The sequence below is a fragment of the Prescottella sp. D32 genome (assembly GCF_037287305.1).
GTDB lineage: Bacteria > Actinomycetota > Actinomycetes > Mycobacteriales > Mycobacteriaceae > Prescottella > Prescottella equi.
Genome location: NZ_JARBSW010000001.1, coordinates 1377876 through 1395999 on the forward strand (window position 1 = coordinate 1377876; position 18124 = coordinate 1395999).

Below are 18124 nucleotides of genomic sequence, written 5' to 3' on the forward strand. Positions count from 1 at the left end.
TCAGCCCATGACCTCAGTTCTCGAGCCGCCCGCGACCACGTCGTCTCCCGCCGCTCCGCTCGTCCCCAAGGTCGGTCGTCTCGTAGACCAGTTCGAACTCGGTCTCGACGCCCCGATCTGCCTCACGTGGGAACTCACCTACGCGTGCAACCTGTCGTGCGTGCACTGCCTGTCGTCCTCGGGGCGCCGGGACCCGCGCGAGCTCAGCACTGAACAGTGCAAGTCGATCATCGACGAGCTGCAGCGCATGCAGGTCTTCTACGTCAACATCGGCGGCGGTGAGCCCACCGTCCGCTCCGACTTCTGGGAGCTGGTCGACTACGCGACCGAGCACCAGGTCGGTGTCAAGTTCTCCACCAACGGCGTCAAGATCGACAAGAAGGTCGCCGAGCGCCTGGCGGCCAGCGATTACGTCGACGTCCAGATCTCGCTCGACGGCGCGACCGCCGAGGTGAACGACGCTGTGCGCGGGCCGGGTTCGTTCGCGATGGCCGTGCGTGCGCTGGAGAATCTCGCCGAGGCGGGGTTCAAGGATGCCAAGATCTCCGTTGTCGTCACCCGCGAGAACGTGAGCCAGCTCGACGAGTTCAAGGAGCTCGCCGACCGGTTCGGTGCGACGCTGCGCATCACGCGCCTGCGGCCGTCGGGTCGCGGCGCCGACGTGTGGGACGAACTGCACCCCACCCAGGAGCAGCAGCGTGAGCTGTACGACTGGCTGGTCGCGAACGGCGAGGGTGTGCTGACAGGCGACTCGTTCTTCCACCTCTCGGCGTACGGCGACGCGTTGCCGGGGCTGAACCTGTGCGGCGCCGGACGCGTCGTGTGCCTGATCGACCCGATCGGCGACGTGTATGCCTGCCCGTTCGCGATCCACGACCAGTTCCTGGCCGGAAACATCGTCTCGGACGGTGGTTTCCAGCAGGTGTGGCAGCACTCGGAGCTGTTCCAGGACCTGCGGTCGCCGCAGACCGGTGGAGCCTGCAGCAAGTGCGACCACTACGACTCGTGCCGCGGCGGCTGCATGGCGGCCAAGTTCTTCACGGGCCTGCCGATGGACGGCCCGGACCCCGAGTGCGTCCAGGGGTACGGCACGTCCGCGCTCGAGGCCGATCGCACGGTGCCGAAGTCGAGCCAGGACCATTCACGGACCGGCAAGCGCGCCGAGCGGCGCACGCCGCAGGCGCCGGTGCCGCTGACCCTGCTGACCCGTCCTCCGGCGAAGATCTGCGACGAAAATCCGCTTGCCGGAATGGAATAGAAGTAGTTCACAAGCAGTACGAGAGGTTTTTCAATGGCCAAGAACACGTGGTTCGAGACGGTTGCCGAGGCGCAACGGCGCGCGAAGAAGCGTCTGCCCAAGTCGGTGTATGCGGCACTGGTTGCCGGCTCCGAGAAGGGGCTGACCGTCGACGACAACATCGCGGCCTTCTCCGAGCTCGGCTTCGCCCCGCACGTGGCCGGGCTGTCCGGGGAGCGTGATCTGTCGACCACCGTGATGGGCCAGCCCATTTCGATGCCCGTGATGATCTCGCCGACGGGTGTGCAGGCCGTGCATCCGGACGGCGAGGTCGCGGTCGCCCGCGCCGCGGCGGCACGCGGCACCGCGATCGGCCTCAGCTCCTTCGCGAGCAAGTCCATCGAAGAGGTCGCGGCAGCCAATCCGCAGACCTTCTTCCAGATGTACTGGGTCGGCGATCGCGACACGCTGCTCCAGCGCATGGAGCGGGCTCGCGCCGCGGGTGCGACCGGTCTGATCATCACGCTGGACTGGTCGTTCTCCAACGGCCGCGACTGGGGCAGCCCGTCGATCCCGGAGAAGATGGATCTCAAGGCGATGTTCCAGTTCGCGCCGGAGGGCATCACCCGCCCGAAGTGGCTGTGGGAGTTCGCAAAGACCGGCAAGGTCCCGGACCTGACGACGCCGAACCTGGCGGCGCCGGGCCAGCAGCCGCCCACGTTCTTCGGGGCGTACGGCCAGTGGATGGGCACGCCGCTGCCCACGTGGGAGGACGTCGCCTGGCTGCGTGAGCAGTGGGGCGGACCGTTCATGCTCAAGGGCGTCATGCGGGTCGACGACGCCAAGCGGGCACTCGACGCCGGTTGCTCCGCGATCTCGGTGTCGAACCACGGCGGCAACAACCTCGACGGCACCCCCGCTCCGATCCGGGCGCTGCCGGCGATCGCCGAGGCGGTCGGTGATCAGCTCGAGGTCGTGCTCGACGGCGGCATCCGCCGCGGCAGCGACGTCGTCAAGGCGCTCGCCCTCGGCGCCCGCGCCGTCATGATCGGGCGCGCCTACCTCTGGGGTCTGTCGGCCAACGGTCAGGCCGGTGTCGAGAACGTCCTCGACATCCTCCGCGGGGGCATCGACTCGGCGGTTCTCGGCTTGGGTCACAAGTCGATTCACGACCTGAGCCCGAACGACCTCGTGGTCCCCGAGGGCTTCCGCCGCGATCTCGGCGTCGGCTAGAACACCGCGCGCGTGCGCGGCAGCCTCACCGAACCGTTCACCCTGGCCGGGCGCATCGCCCCGGCCAGGGTGCTCTTCGGTCCGCACGAGACCAATCTGGGCGACGCCCGCGCACTGTCCGCTCGGCACGTCGCGTACTACGAACGTCGTGCCCGCGGCGGCGCCGGACTGATCGTCACCGAGACCGCGTCGGTTCACCGGAGTGACTGGCCGTACGAACGGTCCCCGCTGGCCGCGGACTGCGAGCAGGGTTGGCGTGCAGTGTCGGATGCGTGCCGCCCGCACGGGACGCTCGTGCTCGCGGGTCTCGGGCACACCGGGCTGCAGGGGTCGAGTGCGTGGTCGCAGTCGGCGTTGTGGGCGCCGTCTCGCTTCCCGAACCCGGTGTCGCGGGAGTTGCCGATGGAGATGGAGCCCGGCGAGATCGCCGCGCTCGTCGAGGGTTTCGGTCGGGCTGCCCGGCTCGCGGTGGCCGCGGGCGTAGACGGTGTCGAGCTCGACGCCGGCCCGTCCTCTCTTCTGCGCCAGTTTCATTCGGGGCTGACGAACCGGCGCACCGACGGCTACGGCGTCGATCGGCTGCACCTCACGCGTGAGGTGATCGCTGCGGTCCGGGCGGAACTCGGTGACCGCATCCTGTCGCTGCGGCTCAGCTGCGACGAGCAGGCGCCGTGGGCCGGCATCACCCCGGACGACGCGGCGAACCACGTCGCTGCGCTGGCCGAGTCGCTGGACCTGCTCGTGGTGGTCCGGGGCGGGCCGTACTCCACCGCCGCCTATCGACCGGACGGCCACACCGCGCCCGGGTTCAATCTCGGGCTGTGCAGATCGATGCGTGCTGCCGCGGGCGGCCGGGTTCCGGTGGTGTTGCAGGGCAGCGTCGTAGACGCGGCGCAGGCGCAGCGGGCGCTCGACGACGGCGTCGCGGATCTCGTCGAGATGACGCGCGCCCAGATTGCCGAGCCGGACCTCGTGTCGCGGGTGCGGGCCGGGTCGGCCCCGCGGCCGTGCGTGCTGTGCAACCAGACCTGCCTGGTCCGCGATCCTCGCAACCCGGTGGTGACGTGCATCGGTAACCCGACGGCCGGATTCGAGACTGTCGATCCGGAACCGGTGGCCGTGGCCGGCCCCGCCTCCGCGCAGGTCGTGGGCGGAGGACCTGCCGGGCTCGAAGCGGCGCGCGTGCTCGCGTCGCGGGGCTTGCGGGTGACGTTGACGGAGCGCACCACTCGGCTCGGTGGGATGCTCCGCACCGCCGCAGCGGGACCGGGCCGGACACGACTGTCGATGCTCGCCGATTGGCTCGAGGCGGAGTGCCGTCGACTGGGCGTGGAGATCAGGACGGCCGCCGAGATCGAGCCGGACGATGTCGCGGACGGGCGGAGCGGAGACGGGGCGCTGATCGTCGCGACCGGGAGCAGGCCCCGCCCGGCACCGTGCCCCGTGGATGCCGCGATGCGCGTGCTCACCGCGGCCGAGGTGCTGTCCGGTTCCAGGGTGGATGCGGGGCCGGTCATCGTGTTCGATCCGGTCGGCGGCCCGGTGGCGGTGTCCGTCGCACTGCTGCTGGCGGACCGCGGGCTGGACGTCACGATCGCGACGCCCGACCAGTTGGTCGGATCGAGACTCGGGCCGACGGGAGATCTGGTGGATGCGAACAAACGCCTGCGGGACGCCGGTGTGACGGCGCTTCTTGCGGTTCTCCCGATGGCCGGGACAGCGGGAGAAGTGCTGCTGCAGAACCGCTTCACGGGTGTCCGCTTCGGCGTACCGTGCTCGGTACTGGTCGACTGTTCGCTTCCGTTGCCGAACGAGTGGTCGGTCGTGGGCGAGGGCGCGGTGAGGGTCGGCGACTGTGTCGCCCCCCGCACCGTCCTCGAAGCCGTCCGCGAGGGAAGACTCGCGGCAATGTCCATGTCGCAGTACGAGGTAGTCACGGGTTAGGAGATCACGGTGGGACAGTTCGACGGCAAGGTCGCCTTCATCACGGGCGCGGCGCGTGGGCAGGGACGCACGCACGCGGTGCGGTTGGCGCGTGAGGGCGCGGCGATCATCGCGGTGGACGTCTGCAAGAGCGTCACCGACCACAACACCTACGACGCCGCGACGGCCGACGATTTCGCGGAGACCGTTCGACTCGTCGAGGCCGAGGGCGCCAAGATCTACGCCCGCGAGGCGGATGTCCGCGACAGCGCGGCGCTGAAGGCCGTCGTCGACGCGGGTGTGGAACAGTTCGGCCGGCTCGACATCGTGATCGCCAATGCCGGTATCTGCAACTGGAATCGCTTCTGGGAGATGTCCGACGACCAGTGGGAGACGCTGATCGACATCAACCTCACCGGCGCCTTCAAGACCCTCAAGGCCGCGGTGCCGGCCATGATCGAGGCCGGCAACGGTGGCTCGATCATCGTCGTCAGTTCGGTTGCCGGCATCAAGGCGCTGCCCGGCCAGGCACACTACGCGGCGTCGAAGTTCGGTCTCGTCGGTCTCACGCAGGCCGCGGCGAAGGAACTCGGCGAGTACAAGATCCGCGTCAACTCGATCCATCCGTACGGCGTCAACACGCACATGGGCACCGACCCGGGCAGCCTCGTCATCCTCCAGCAGTACCCGCACTACGGCCCGAACTTCGCGCCGATCCTCACCGAGAAGCCCATCGCCGATCCCGACGACATCTCGGATGCGGTGCTGTGGCTGGCCGGTGACGGCGCCAAGACGGTGACGGCCAGCCAGGTCGCACTGGACCAGGGCAACACGAAGGTCTGACGCGACCGATCCATGCTGTATCCACGGTTGTCGTCCCCGCTTCGCCTCGGCGGGCGGACCCTGCGTAATCGGGTCGTGTTCACCGCGCACCTGACGAACTACGCGCACGGGGGTCTGCCCACTGAACAGCACGCCGCGTACTACGCGGCCCGTGCCGCCGGCGGAGCGGGGATGATCATCACCGAGGAACAGTGTGTCCATCCGTCGGACTGGCCGTACGAGAAAGTGATTCACGGCTATCGCCCGGAGGCGGTGGACGGGTACCGGGCGATCACCGACGCTGTGCACGGTCACGGCGCGGTGATCCTCGCGCAGCTCAACCACAACGGCGGGCAGGGGTCGGGCATGTATTCGCGCCGACCGCTGTGGGCGCCGAGCCCCGTTCCGGATCCCTTGTTCCGGGAGGTGCCCAAGGCGGTCGAGGCGGCGGAGATCGCGGAGCTGGTGGCCGCCTACGCCGTCGTCGCCGGCCGTTGCCGCGACGGCGGATTCGACGGCGTCGAACTGCAGGGCTCGCAGTCGTCGCTCATCCGGGGGTTCCTGTCCTCGGCCACGAACCGGCGGAGCGATCGTTACGGCGGATCCCTCGAGAACCGCGCCCGGTTCCTCGTCGAGGTGATTGCCGCCGTCCGAGCCGCGATCGGTCCGAATCTGGTGCTCGGTGTGCGTCTTTCGGGCGACGAGCAGGTGCCCGGCGGGACAGTGCTCGACGAGGCCGTCGCGGTGGCCCGGATCGTGGAGGCCTCGGGGGCCGTCGACTACATCAACACCACGATGGGCGTGGCGACCGAGACGCTGCACCTGGTGGAGCCGTCCATGGCGACTCCCCGCGGCTACGCGCTGCACATCTCGGAGGCGATTCGGGCAGCGGTGGCGCTGCCGGTGATCGGCGTGGGCCGGCTGAAAGAACCGGCCGAGGCCGAACGCGCGCTCACCGACGGGCGGTGCGATCTCGTCGGTATCACTCGCGGGCAGATCGCCGACCCCGATTTCGCGACGAAGGCGCTGCGCGGCGCCGCGGACGAGATCCGCACCTGCCTGTCGTGCAATCAGGAGTGTGTGGGACGCATGGGGCTGGGTCGTTGGCTCGGTTGCGTCGAGAATCCCCGTGCGGGAAAGGAATCGGTTCCGCTGCCCGATCCTCGGGTGCCCGGCAGACGGGTGGTGGTGGTCGGGGGCGGGCCGGCGGGGCTGTCGGCGGCGGCGACCGCGGCTGAGCGCGGGCATCGGGTGGCACTGTTCGAACGCTCGCCTGTCGTGGGTGGTCAGATCCGGGTCGCGTCGTCTGCGTCGGGGCGCGGCGAGTTGGGTGATCTCGTACGGAATCTCGAGGGTGAATGCGTGCGTCGCGGGGTGCGGATCGAGACCGGTGTCGAGATGAGCGCGGAGCAGTTGCGGGCGCTGGCCCCGGACGTGGTGGTGGTCGCGACGGGGGCGCGTCCGGTTCGCCCGTGGTGGGCAGGGGAGTGCGCTCGTGTGGTCCATGCCCGGGGCGTGCTGGACGAAAGTGTGACCCCGGCCGGTCGGGTTCTCGTGGTGGACGAGCTGGGTTTCCATCAGGGGCCGTCCGTGGCGGAGACGTTGGCTGCTCGCGGTTGTGCCGTGACGATCTGTACGCCGGGACTGATCGTCGGCCAGGACCTGGGTGTCACACTCGACATGGAGCGATGGCAGCAGCGAGCGCACCGTGCGGGCATCGAGCAGTGGACCGATGTGGCGGTGAGCGGTGTCGCCGATGCGGCGGGCCGTCTGCGGGTCACCCTGGACAACCACCTCTCCGGTGTCACTCTGACCGAGGTGTTCGACTGGCTGGTGTGCGCGAGTCACCAGGAACCCTGTGACGAGTTGTGGAAAGTACTGACACACAGTGGCTCCACTCCGTTCGAGGTGTATCGGATCGGTGACGCCGTGACGCCGCGCCGCTCGCATGCCGCGGTGATCGAGGGGCATCGGGTGGCGGTGTCGCTGTAGCAACGACGACGCCCCCGACACAGCGTCCTACGCTGCGTGTGGTCCTGCCCGCTCGTTGGAGGGAATGGGCTTCTTGTAGGGGTCGACGGTGCTGGGTGGTGTGAACCACGGGTGCCGGTCGGCGCCGATTCTCACGTCCCAGTGGCTGTGGTGGAGTAGCTGGTGGTGGTAGCGGCAGAGTAGGACGAGGTTGTCGAGGTCGGTGGGGCCGCCGTCGGCCCAATGTTCGATGTGGTGGCCTTCGCAGTGGGCGGGTGGTGCGCCGCAGCCGGGGAAGGCGCAGCCGTAGTCGCGGGCGATCAACGCCCGGCGCTGTTTCTTCGACACGGTCCTGCTGGTGCGCCCCAGATTCAGGGGGACGCCGTCGTCCATGACGATGGGGGTGAGGTGGCAGTCGCAGGCGAGCCGCCGGGCGGTGGCAATGGAGAGCGGTCCCGTGTGGGGTAGGCGTGCGATGTCTTTGTCGCCGAACAGGTCCGAATCGCCGTCTGGATTCACCCACTCGTGAGCCGACTGGCTGCGGGCGAGATCGCTGGCGTTCACATGGAGTGACAGGTGGGGCCGCTCCCCGCCCTCGATCGGGGCGTCGCCGGAGTCGAGGTAGCGGCGCAGAATCTCGGCGAAGGCATCGGCTCGCTGCCGTGCCGGGGTGCGTTTTTCGGCGGGGTCGTCGACCGGGTTCCTGGGTTTGGTCAGCGCGGAGAGTGCGGTCAGGAGCATTTCGCCGGTGACGGCGTCGAGGTCACCTTTGACGGAGACGCGGCCGTTGAGGGTTTTCGAGGCGTGGAATTCGTTGCGTTCGGTGTCTTCGCTGGGTGGGAGTTCGTCGGATTCGAAGATCCGCTCCAACCGCGAGATGCAGGTGCGGACGGTCGCGGTGGTCGCGGCGGGACCGGACGCGGCGTCCAGCAACACTTTCCGGCACGAACCAAGCGCTTCGTTCGGCATGCCGCGTGGCGGGGTTTCGCAGAACTTCCCGATCAACGCCGCATGCTCGGCGGAAATATCTCCGGCATTGAAAGCGTCGGCGATCTCGGGCTGCCGGCTCAGCATCCGGCCCAACGCGAGAATCCGTGCCGCGGCCGGCACCTCCAGCAACGTGTTCGCAGCCAACCACTGCTTGACGCTACGAAATCCGAGGGTGTCGAACGAGACCGCACGCGCCTCGACTTCGGCGGCCATCGCTACCCGCAACGCTTGGAGCCGTTCGATCTCACGGCAAACGTCGGCCATTCCCTGCACAAGAACCGCTTCGGCGAGCGATCCCACGTCGCCAGGCCGCAGCGAAGCGGCTGCGATGCCCAAATTGTTGAGTCCCCCCGGATTCATGACACGAGCTTAGTTCGAACTTACGTTCGAGTCAATGGGTATCGAGTACGCCACGCAGTAGGGTCTGGGCGTGCCGGACCCTCGATCTGACAAGACCCGGGCGCGCGACATCGATCGCGCGCAGACGTGCAGCCTGCTCGACGCCGCATATGCGGATGGTCAGCTGGGTGTCGAAGAGCGCGAGTCCCGTACTGCGGCAGCGATGCGCGCGACGACGCTCGGCGCTCTTCGGGCGCTGACGAAGGACTTGCAGGTACCCGATCATCTTGTCGGTGACGGGACCGGCGGTGAGTCCGAGACTGAATCCGACTCCGGCTCGCCGCGGTCGCGCCACCTTCTTGTGGTACTCGCTGCGGTGGTCGTCGTGGCGTTGATCGTGGTCGGCCTGGTCCAGGTGATGTCTGCCGGGGGCTCCAATGGCCCTGCCGCCTCCTCCGAATCGAGCGCCGACGACCACTCGGCCGAGTCGATCGCTCTGTTCACCGCCGACGGCATGCGCGAGTTCGTGCGCCGCTTCGAGTCGAAGTTCGGCAATCTTGTCGCCGACGATGTCGATCTGTACCGCGATGACGCGGTGGTTGCGAAGATGATCCCCCGGCAGCCGACCCGGATGCAGCGGTGGATGTTCACGGGCGCTGCCGGATTCGAGCCGTGGACGCCGCCCACGATGCGGGACGAGGACCAAGATACGGTCGACCTCGCGCTACTCGACAGCGAGTCCATCGCCGATCTGGTCGGACGCGCTACCGGCCTCGTGGGTCTGCCCAGCGGCCACGTCGATCGGGTCGCCATTCGCGCCCTTCGCTCGCCGTCGGGTGTCGCCGAGCCGCGGGTCACGGTCTACGTCGTGGACGCCGACGTCGCCAAGGGGAACGTGACGGCGACATTTGCCGGCGAGGTCGTCGAGGTGCAGGGCCCGTGAGCGGCGGGAGGCCGCTCTACCATCGACCGATGGACCTCGCCTGCACCCCGTGGCCCGATGTGCCGCGCGACGACCTCACCGTCGCGGTCCCGGTCGGATCGTTCGAGCAGCACGGCCCGCACCTGCCGCTGGACACCGACACACGCATCGCGACCGCTCTGACCGGCGCGCTCACCGGCGTCGTGACGGCGCCTGCCATCACGTACGGGGCGAGTGGCGAGCACGAGGGCTTCGCCGGGACCATCTCGATCGGCACCGAGGCGCTCGAGGCGCTGCTCGTCGAGTACGGCCGCTCGGCGTGTCGGTGGGCCCGGCGTGTCGTGTTCGTCAACGGCCACGGCGGGAACGGCCCGGCGCTGGTGAAGGCCGTCGAACTCCTTCGCTACGAGGGCCGCGACGCGGCCTGGCTGCCGTGTGCGGTACCGGGTGCCGACGCGCACGCCGGACGCACCGAAACATCCCTGCTGCTGCATCTTTCACCCGCTGACGTGACGATGGGCCGAGCCGAGCCCGGCAACACGGCGCCCATCGCGGACCTCATGCCGCAACTGCGGTCGGGTGGCATGCTCGCGGCGACCCCCAACGGCATCCTCGGCGATCCCACCGGGGCCACCGCAGAGGAGGGGGAACGACTGTTCGCAGACCTCGTTCGCCGGGCCGGAAAGGCGATCGAGAACTGGGCGCCACGGCCCGACGGGAGGCTGGTGTGACTGGTGTGGCGGTTTGTCCTGGTTTTTCGCGGCAAGTTCTGCCCATGACTGCACCGCCCCTTAACATCGTCTGATGCGCAATGCTCGACTCCCCGACGGGTTCGGGGTCCGCCTCGATCCCCAGGTACGCGCCTATTCGGGAGGCCGGGTACTGATCGGCGGGTCACCGATGCGGATGCTCAAGCTGGCACCGGCGGCGGCCGAGATGATCGGCGACGGCTACCTCGAGGTCGTGGACTCGCAGACCGCTGTGGTGGCGCGTCGCCTGCTGGACTCGGGCGTCGGGAACCCGCGCCCCATGAGTACGCCGTCGCCGAGTGACGTGACGGTCGTCGTGCCGATCCGCGACAACGTCGACGGCATCGCGCGCCTGGTGCCGGCGCTGCGGGGGTTGAACGTCATCGTCGTCGACGACGGTTCCGCCACGCCCCTAGAGCTTCCGGATCTGTCCGGGTGCACCGCCCAAGTGACACTGCTGCGGCACGACGCCTCGCGCGGCCCGGCCGCCGCCCGCAACACGGGACTGCATGCGGCGCAAACACCTTTCGTCGCCTTCCTGGACTCGGACGTCGTACCGAAGACCGGGTGGCTCGAACTGATGCTCGGGCATTTCAGCGACCCCGCGGTGGCACTTGTGGCGCCGCGCATCGTGGCCCTCGAACCCGAGGGGTCGATGCTCGCCCGGTACGAGCACACGCGCTCTTCACTGGACCTGGGCCGCAAGGAGGCCGCGGTCCGCTCCGGCAGCCCGGTGGCGTACGTGCCGAGCGCCGCGATGCTCGTGCGCCGCGACGTCCTGGTGGAGGCCGGTGGATTCGACGAGACCATGCACGTCGCGGAGGACGTCGATCTGTGCTGGCGTCTGCAGGAGTCGGGTTGGCGATTGCGGTACGAACCGGTGTCTCAGGTAGCGCACGACCACCGCGTCACCTTCCGGAAGTGGTTTTCCCGCAAGCTCTTCTACGGCACCGGTGCGGCCCCGTTGGCGTCACGGCACGACGGCATGGTCCCGCCGCTGGCGATGTCGAAATGGACGCTGTTCGCCGTGCTCGCGGCGGCGACGGGAACGCGTATCGGCCTGCTCGGCAGCCTCGCGACCCTGCTCGTGACGGCGACGCGACTGCGGCGCACGTTTCGTGAGCTCGACCAGCCGACACGGATCGCAGCGATCCTCGCAGCTCGCGGCTTTGCCGGTGGCGCATGGCAACTCGCGTCCGCGATGTGCCGTCACTACTGGCCGGTGACGTTCCTGGCGGTTCTGTGTTCGCGGCGTATCCGGCGCCTGGCCGTGGCGGTGGCCGTCGCCGAGGGCGTCGTCGACTGGGTGAAACATCGCGAGCCGGGCGGTTTGGACCCGCTGCGGCACACGGCATTCAAGCGCCTCGACGACGTCGCGTACGGCGCGGGCCTGTGGCAGGGCGCGGTTCGTGCCCGGGACCTGCGAGCACTCGCTCCCCGTATCGGCAGCTGACGGTGAGCCGGGACCAGCCGCATCCGTCCGAGTCCGCCGATGTCGTCGTCATCGGCGGCGGCTCGTGCGGCAGCGTTCTCGCCGGACGGCTCAGTGAGGATCCGAGCCGTCGGGTGCTGCTCGTCGAATCCGCTCCCGGACATCGGATTCCCTCGGAATATCCCCCCGAGCTCGTCGACGCCGGGGTGCTGCCGGTGGGGCCCGACAGTCGTTGGGTGTGGCCGTACCAGGTGAACCTCACCAGCGAACGGTCCGGGTGGATCGCTCGCGGCCGGGTCCTCGGTGGTTCGGGGGCCGTCAACGGTGGGTACTTCGTGCGCGCGCAGACGGACGACTTCGATCGCTGGCCGCGGTCGTGGTCCTTCGACGAGGTGCTGCCGTACTACAAACGCATCGAATCCGACGCGGACTTCACCGGACCGTGGCACGGGTCGGACGGGCCGATCCCGGTGCATCGGGAACCTCGTGATCGCTGGCACCCGGTGAGCAGCGCCTTCGTGGACGTTGCCCGCGACGCGGGGCACGCCGAGGATCCGGACAAGAATGCGCCCGGTTCGCACGGCGTCGGCCCGGTGCCGCTCAACATCCGGGACGGCGTGAGGGTGGGTCCGGCGTCGGCCTACCTCCTGCCGAACCTGGGGCGCCCCAACCTCACGGTGCGCTCCGGCGCAACGGTCACCAAGGTGCTGTTCGACGGCACCCGCGTGGCCGGCCTCGAGATCGCGACGGAAGAGGGGCTGCACACCATCCGTGCGTCGACGGTCGTCCTCACCGCCGGCGCGGTGGCGACCCCGCACCTGCTGATGCTGTCCGGGGTCGGCGACGCCCGACACCTCCGAGATCTCGGCATCGAGGTGGTCGCGGACCTGCCGGCGGTGGGGTCCGGTTTCAGTGACCATCCCGAGGTGGTGCTGCCGTACAGCTACCGGGTGCCGGTGCCCAGGACCACGAGTGTGCCTGCCCTGCAGGTGACCCTCAACGCCGACGGCATCGAAATGCGCCCGTACACAGCGTCGTTCGGTGACCTCATACCCGGATCCGGGATCGGCCGGCCGTGCCTGGGCGTGGTGCTGATGAAGCCGCACAGCCGCGGTGAGATCAGACTGGTCTCGGCCGATCCGGGCGCCCCGCCCTCGGTGTCGTACCGCTACCTCGAGTCGGCAGCGGATCGGGACGCGTTGCGGGCCGCGGTGCTCCATGCCGCCGACCTGATGCGCACCGGTGCGATGCGTGCCCTGGTCGATCCCGACGACGTCGACACGTCGGACGAGTGGTTGTCGGATCACCTCGGCACGTCGTTGCACCTGTCGGGCAGTTGCCGGATGGGGGCCGACCCGGCGACGTCGGTGGTGGACGAGGAGTGCCGCGTCCACGGTGTCGACGGACTGTTCATCGTCGACACGTCGATCTTCCCCGCGATCCCGGGCCGGGGCCCGCACGCCACCGCCGTGATGGTGGCGGAGCGTGCGAGCACCCTCCTGTGAGTCAGCTCGAGACGGCGTCCGATGCGGCGACGTCGGTGGCCCAGCGGTAGTCGGCCTTGCCGGCCGGTGTGCGCTTGACCTCGTCGACGACAACGAACGCGCGCGGCACCTTGTAGCCCGCGAGTGTCTTGCGGCAGTGGTCCTGGACGGCGTCGAGGGTCAGCTCGTCGGAGCCGGGGTACACCGCGACGACGGCGGCGACGCGCTGCCCCATCCGCTCGTCCGGCACCGGTACGACGAGGGCGTCGGAGATCGACGGATGTGCGTGCAGTGCCGCCTCGACCTCCTCCGCGAAGACCTTCTCGCCGCCGGTGTTGATGCACTGCGAACCGCGGCCGAGGAAGACGATGGTGCCGTCCGCCTCGATCGTGCCCATGTCGCCGAGCACCGAGATGCGGGTGCCGTCGGCGCGGGTGGGGAAGGTGCGGGCGGTCTTCTCCTCGTCCTTGTAGTAACCGAGGGGAACGTTGCCGATGCGCGCGATGTACCCGATCTCGTCGGAGCCCGCGGGAATCTGCTCGAGACGTTCGTTCACCAGGATCAGGTTGGGGGAGGGGGGCATGCGCAGGTTGCCGTTGTCGTCGATCGTGAACGCGCCGTCGTTGCCGGACTCCGACGCACCGAAGTTGTCGCGCAGCAACAGTTCCGGTTTGACGGCCAGCATCCGCTCGCGCACGCTCAGTGACCAGATCGCGCCGCCCGAGGTGATCGAGAACAGCGAGCTGAGGTCGACCTCGCCCTTGCGGCGTTCCATCTCGTCGACCAGCGGCAGCCCCATGCCGTCACCGACGATCAGGATCACCTGCAGCTTCTCCTTCTCGATGCCTTCGACGACCTTGACGGGATCGAAGTCGCGCATCACCACGAGGCGGGCCCCGAGGGTGAAGAAGGTGAACAGCGAGTACGACGCGGCGCCGTGCATGAGCGGCGCCGCGATCAGGAACGTCATGTCGGGGAACTCCTTGGCGGCGGCCGCGATCTCCGCGAGATCCTTGCGGGCTTCCGCGCCGTAGGGGTTGCCGCCCGACAGCGGCTTGTGGAAGAAGTCGTCGTGGCGCCACATGACGCCCTTCGGATAGCCGGTGGTGCCGCCCGTGTAGAGGACGTACAGGTCGTCACCCGACCGGGCCGGGAAGTCGGTGGCGTCCGAGTGCGCCTGCGAGTCACTGAACGGCAGCACCGTCACGGACCGTGCCTCGGCCGCGGTGAGCAGCTCCTGCTCGGGTTCGCCGACGACGATCACCGTCCGGACCAACGGGCAGTTGTCGAGGAGGCCGGCGAGGGTGCGCTGGTGTTCGGGAAGTTCGACGACCACCGCGACCGAGTCCGAGTTGGTGAAGATGTACTCGAGCTCGGACGGGGTGTACCGGTAGTTCACGTTGATCGGGACCGCGCGGATCTTGAGGATCCCCAGGAGCGACGTCACGTGCTCGATGCTGTTCTTCAGGAAGAGCGCCACGTGCTCGCCCGGTGCCACCCCGGCCTCGGCCAGGAAGTGTGCAACCTTGTTCGCTTCCGCGTTCAGGCTCTTGTACGACAGGTGCTGGCCTTCGTACGTCAGCGCGATGCGGTCGGGCACGGCGTCCACGACGGTCTCGAAGATATCGGCCAGGTTGAACTGCATCGGCATTCCTTCCAGAGCAACGAATCATCCGGTGGAACGTGTTCCACCTCTGGTCCGCACACTAGCCAGTCGGATGCCGGTTTCGTGACGAAATCGGACATCCTCCGTCGCGCGGCGGCGAAGTGTGCTGTTGCTCCGAAGTGGCGTCGTCGCCCAGTTGTGACCACTTCTACGTCGTAATCGCAATGTTCGCGTGCTTAGTGTCCTGTGTCACACCCCGATCGGGGTGTTCGCCCCGTCCGAGTAAGGAGTCTTCGATGAGCGTGTACGCCCGCCCTGGTTCTCCCGATGCCCTGATGTCCTTCGAAACGCGCTACGACAACTGGATCGGCGGCGAGTGGGTGGCTCCGGTGAAGGGGCAGTACTTCGAGAATCCGACACCGATCACGGGCCAGCCGTTCTGCGAGGTCGCCCGGTCGACCGCCGAGGACATCGAACTCGCCCTCGACGCCGCACACGCCGCGGCGCCGGCATGGGGGAAGACGCCGGTCGCGCAGCGAGCGCTCGTTCTGAACAGGATCGCCGACCGGATCGAGGCCAACCTCGAGAAGATCGCGCTCGCCGAGTCGTGGGACAACGGCAAGCCGATCCGGGAGACCCTGAACGCCGACATCCCGCTCGCGGTCGACCACTTCCGCTACTTCGCCGGTGCCATCCGCGCGCAGGAGGGTGCGCTGTCGGAGATCGACACCGACACTGTCGCCTATCACTTCCACGAGCCGCTCGGCGTGGTGGGGCAGATCATTCCGTGGAACTTTCCGATCCTCATGGCGACGTGGAAGCTCGCGCCCGCGCTCGCGGCGGGTAACGCCGTGGTCCTCAAGCCGGCCGAGCAGACACCGGCGTCGGTGCTGTATCTGTTCTCGCTCATCGGCGACCTGCTGCCGCCCGGTGTCGTCAACATCGTCAACGGTTTCGGTACCGAGGCCGGCAAGCCGCTCGCGTCGAGCCCGCGGATCAAGAAGATCGCGTTCACCGGTGAGACCACGACCGGCCGGCTGATCATGCAGTACGCGTCGCAGAACCTCATCCCCGTCACGCTCGAACTCGGCGGCAAGAGTCCCAACGTGTTCTTCTCCGACGTGCTCGCCGCGAACGACAGCTTCCAGGACAAGGCCCTCGAGGGTTTCACGATGTTCGCGCTGAACCAGGGCGAGGTGTGCACGTGCCCGTCGCGCGCACTGATCCAGCGCGACATCTTCGACGACTTCCTCGCGCTCGCCGCGGTGCGCACCAAGGCCGTTCGGCAGGGTGACCCGCTCGACACCGACACGATGATCGGTGCGCAGGCGTCGAACGACCAGCTCGAGAAGATCCTGTCGTACATCGAGATCGGGAAGAACGAGGGCGCCCGGGTCGTCACGGGCGGCGAGCGCGCCGAGCTCGGCGGCGACCTGTCCGAGGGGTACTTCGTTCAGCCGACGATCTTCACCGGCACCAACGACATGCGGATCTTCCAGGAGGAGATCTTCGGTCCGGTGGTGTCCGTGACGTCCTTCGCCGACTACGACGAGGCCATCGCGATCGCGAACGACACCCTCTACGGTCTCGGCGCCGGAGTGTGGTCGAGGGACGGCGGCGTCGCGTACCGGGCCGGACGCGACATCCAGGCGGGCCGGGTGTGGACCAACACCTATCACCAGTACCCCGCGCACGCGGCGTTCGGCGGCTACAAGCAGTCCGGCATCGGGCGCGAGAACCACCACATGATGCTCGATCACTACCAGCAGACGAAGAACCTGCTCGTCAGCTACGCGCCCGGCGCACAGGGCTTCTTCTGATCGAACGACCGAGTCCGGAGGTTTCGCATGGCCGAGACGATGAAGGCCGCGGTAGTTCGTGAGTTCGGCAAGCCCCTCTCGATCGAGGACGTCCCGATCCCGAAGCCGGGACGCGATCAGGCGCTCGTGAAGGTGCGATCCAGCGGCGTCTGCCATACGGACCTGCATGCCGCCAAGGGAGATTGGCCCGTCAAGCCGACGCTGCCCTTCGTTCCGGGGCACGAGGGCTACGGCGAGGTCGTCGAGATGGGGGAGGGCGTCACCGAACTGACGGTGGGCGATCTCGTGGGCAATGCGTGGCTGTGGTCGACGTGCCTCGAGTGTCGCTACTGCCGCACGGGCTGGGAGACGCTGTGCGAGAGACAGATCAACGGTGGATACACCGTCGACGGCTCGTTCGCCGAGTACATGCTGGTCGACTCCAGGTTCGCCGCCCGAGTGCCGAAGGGAGCCGATCCGATCGAGGTGGCGCCGGTCCTGTGCGCCGGAATCACCGTCTACAAGGGGCTCAAGGTCAGTGCCCTCATCCCGGGCCAGTGGGTGACCATTTCCGGGATCGGCGGGCTCGGGCACGTCGCGGTGCAGTACGCCACCGCGATGGGGTTGCGCGTCGCCGCGGTCGACGTCGCCGACTCGAAGCTCGCGCTTGCGGCCCGCCACGGTGCGGAACTGCTCGTCAACGCATTCGAGGAGGATCCGGTGGAGAAGGTGCGGCAGGCCACCGGCGGCACCGACGCGGTATTGGTGACCGCGGTCAGTCCGGCCGCGTTCGCGCAGGCGATCGGCATGGTCCGACGGGGTGGAACCGTCACGTTCACGGGCCTGCCGCCCGGCGAGTTCCCCACCCCGATCTTCGACACCGTGCTGAAGGGGTTGACGTTGCGCGGATCGATCGTCGGCACTCGGCAGGACATGGTGGAGGCGCTCGACTTCTACGCCCGCGGCTCGATCCATCCCACCGTCCACGCGCGGCGAATCGAGGACATCAACGATGTCTTCGACGAACTCGATCGCGGCATGATCGACGGCCGCGTCGTCCTGGACTTCGCATGAGCGCGGCCCCGCCCCGCGCGGTCGTCACGGGCGCGGCGGCGTCGTTGCTGCGCCACCTCGCGGACGTCCACGGCCCGCTCATGCTGCACCAGTCCGGGGGCTGCTGCGACGGCTCCGCGCCGATGTGTTTCCCGATGGGAGAGTTCACCGTCGGCGATCGGGACGTCCTGCTCGGGGTGTTCGATCTGAGTCTGGGGGTGGGCGAGCTCGGCACGATCGCCCCGCAGGACGACGACGCCGTGCCGCTGTGGATCTCGGGTCCGCAGTTCGACGCGTGGAAACACACGCAGTTGGTCCTCGACGTCGTCCCCGGCCGCGGTGCGGGGTTCAGCCTCGAGGCGCCGGAGGGGGTGCGCCTGCTCAGCCGGGGGCGGGTGTTCGACGCCGCCGAACTCGCCGCGCTGGAAGGCGAGGTCCCGCTGCTCGGTGCCGACTGGGAACGCGGCGCGCGTCCCGGGCCGGCGTCGGCCCCGCTCGTGGTGGCCGAGGCCGCCGACGCGTGCCCGGTGCCGGGCCACCGTGGGTGACCCGGCGCGGATCCTC

14 protein-coding genes are annotated in these 18124 nt (G+C 68.6%); 12 read left to right on the top strand and 2 right to left on the bottom strand.

The window, feature by feature from the left end:
• The first annotated feature begins 7 nt into the window (after positions 1-7).
• Genes mftC through PSS76_RS06460 form a run of 5 tightly spaced genes read left to right on the top strand, consistent with a single transcriptional unit; the run spans position 8 to position 7207 of the window.
• A complete protein-coding gene (gene mftC / locus PSS76_RS06440) occupies positions 8-1258 on the top strand; it encodes a mycofactocin radical SAM maturase (protein WP_084866087.1) in 1251 nt (416 codons plus the stop codon).
• A gap of 33 nt (positions 1259-1291) precedes the next feature.
• Complete coding sequence (gene mftD, locus PSS76_RS06445; RefSeq protein WP_005518307.1) at positions 1292-2470, top strand: pre-mycofactocin synthase MftD; 1179 nt, start codon at positions 1292-1294, stop codon at positions 2468-2470.
• A gap of 12 nt (positions 2471-2482) precedes the next feature.
• Complete coding sequence (locus PSS76_RS06450; protein ID WP_337456039.1) at positions 2483-4414, top strand: mycofactocin system FadH/OYE family oxidoreductase 1; 1932 nt, start codon at positions 2483-2485, stop codon at positions 4412-4414.
• A gap of 9 nt (positions 4415-4423) precedes the next feature.
• A complete protein-coding gene (locus PSS76_RS06455) occupies positions 4424-5236 on the top strand; it encodes a mycofactocin-coupled SDR family oxidoreductase (protein ID WP_005518310.1) in 813 nt (270 codons plus the stop codon).
• A gap of 12 nt (positions 5237-5248) precedes the next feature.
• Complete coding sequence (locus PSS76_RS06460) at positions 5249-7207, top strand: mycofactocin system FadH/OYE family oxidoreductase 2 (protein ID WP_337456041.1); 1959 nt, start codon at positions 5249-5251, stop codon at positions 7205-7207.
• 27 nt (positions 7208-7234) lie between these two features.
• On the opposite strand, the gene PSS76_RS06465 is transcribed toward PSS76_RS06460, so the two are convergent.
• Positions 7235-8536 carry an HNH endonuclease signature motif containing protein gene (locus tag PSS76_RS06465; RefSeq protein ID WP_337456042.1) on the bottom strand — a complete coding sequence of 434 codons (1302 nt, stop codon included), beginning with the start codon at positions 8534-8536 and terminating at the stop codon, positions 7235-7237.
• A 70-nt stretch (positions 8537-8606) separates the two neighbouring features.
• Between PSS76_RS06465 and PSS76_RS06470 the strand changes: the two genes are divergently transcribed.
• From PSS76_RS06470 to mftG, 4 genes are all read left to right on the top strand, one after another.
• Complete coding sequence (locus tag PSS76_RS06470; RefSeq protein WP_337456044.1) at positions 8607-9458, top strand: DUF1707 SHOCT-like domain-containing protein; 852 nt, start codon at positions 8607-8609, stop codon at positions 9456-9458.
• Between the two features lie 29 nt (positions 9459-9487).
• Positions 9488-10168, top strand: a complete 681-nt coding sequence (gene mftE / locus PSS76_RS06475; protein WP_337456046.1) for a mycofactocin biosynthesis peptidyl-dipeptidase MftE — start codon at positions 9488-9490, stop codon at positions 10166-10168.
• A gap of 73 nt (positions 10169-10241) precedes the next feature.
• Complete coding sequence (gene mftF, locus PSS76_RS06480; RefSeq protein ID WP_013416912.1) at positions 10242-11639, top strand: mycofactocin biosynthesis glycosyltransferase MftF; 1398 nt, start codon at positions 10242-10244, stop codon at positions 11637-11639.
• Positions 11640-11641: 2 nt separating this feature from the next.
• Positions 11642-13123: a mycofactocin dehydrogenase MftG gene (gene mftG, locus PSS76_RS06485; RefSeq protein WP_005518321.1), complete on the top strand. Its 1482-nt coding sequence runs from the start codon at positions 11642-11644 to the stop codon at positions 13121-13123.
• A 1-nt stretch (position 13124) separates the two neighbouring features.
• Here mftG and PSS76_RS06490 read toward each other — a convergent pair whose 3' ends face one another.
• The gene (locus tag PSS76_RS06490; RefSeq protein WP_337456052.1) at positions 13125-14747 is read right to left on the bottom strand and encodes an acyl-CoA synthetase; all 1623 of its coding nucleotides are present in this window, start codon (positions 14745-14747) and stop codon (positions 13125-13127) included.
• Between the two features lie 257 nt (positions 14748-15004).
• On the opposite strand from PSS76_RS06490, the gene exaC reads away from it, so the two are divergent.
• From exaC to PSS76_RS06505, 3 genes are read left to right on the top strand one after another with little or no spacing between them, the layout of a single operon-like run.
• Positions 15005-16528 (top strand): acetaldehyde dehydrogenase ExaC, encoded by a 1524-nt coding sequence (gene exaC, locus PSS76_RS06495; RefSeq protein WP_013416910.1) that lies wholly within the window; start codon positions 15005-15007, stop codon positions 16526-16528.
• 27 nt (positions 16529-16555) lie between these two features.
• Positions 16556-17581, top strand: coding sequence for an alcohol dehydrogenase AdhP (adhP, locus tag PSS76_RS06500; protein WP_337456053.1), 1026 nt, complete (start codon positions 16556-16558; stop codon positions 17579-17581).
• Positions 17578-18108, top strand: coding sequence for a DUF779 domain-containing protein (locus PSS76_RS06505; RefSeq protein WP_013416908.1), 531 nt, complete (start codon positions 17578-17580; stop codon positions 18106-18108). Before adhP ends, PSS76_RS06505 begins: the two co-directional genes overlap by 4 nt.
• Positions 18109-18124: the final 16 nt, after the last annotated feature.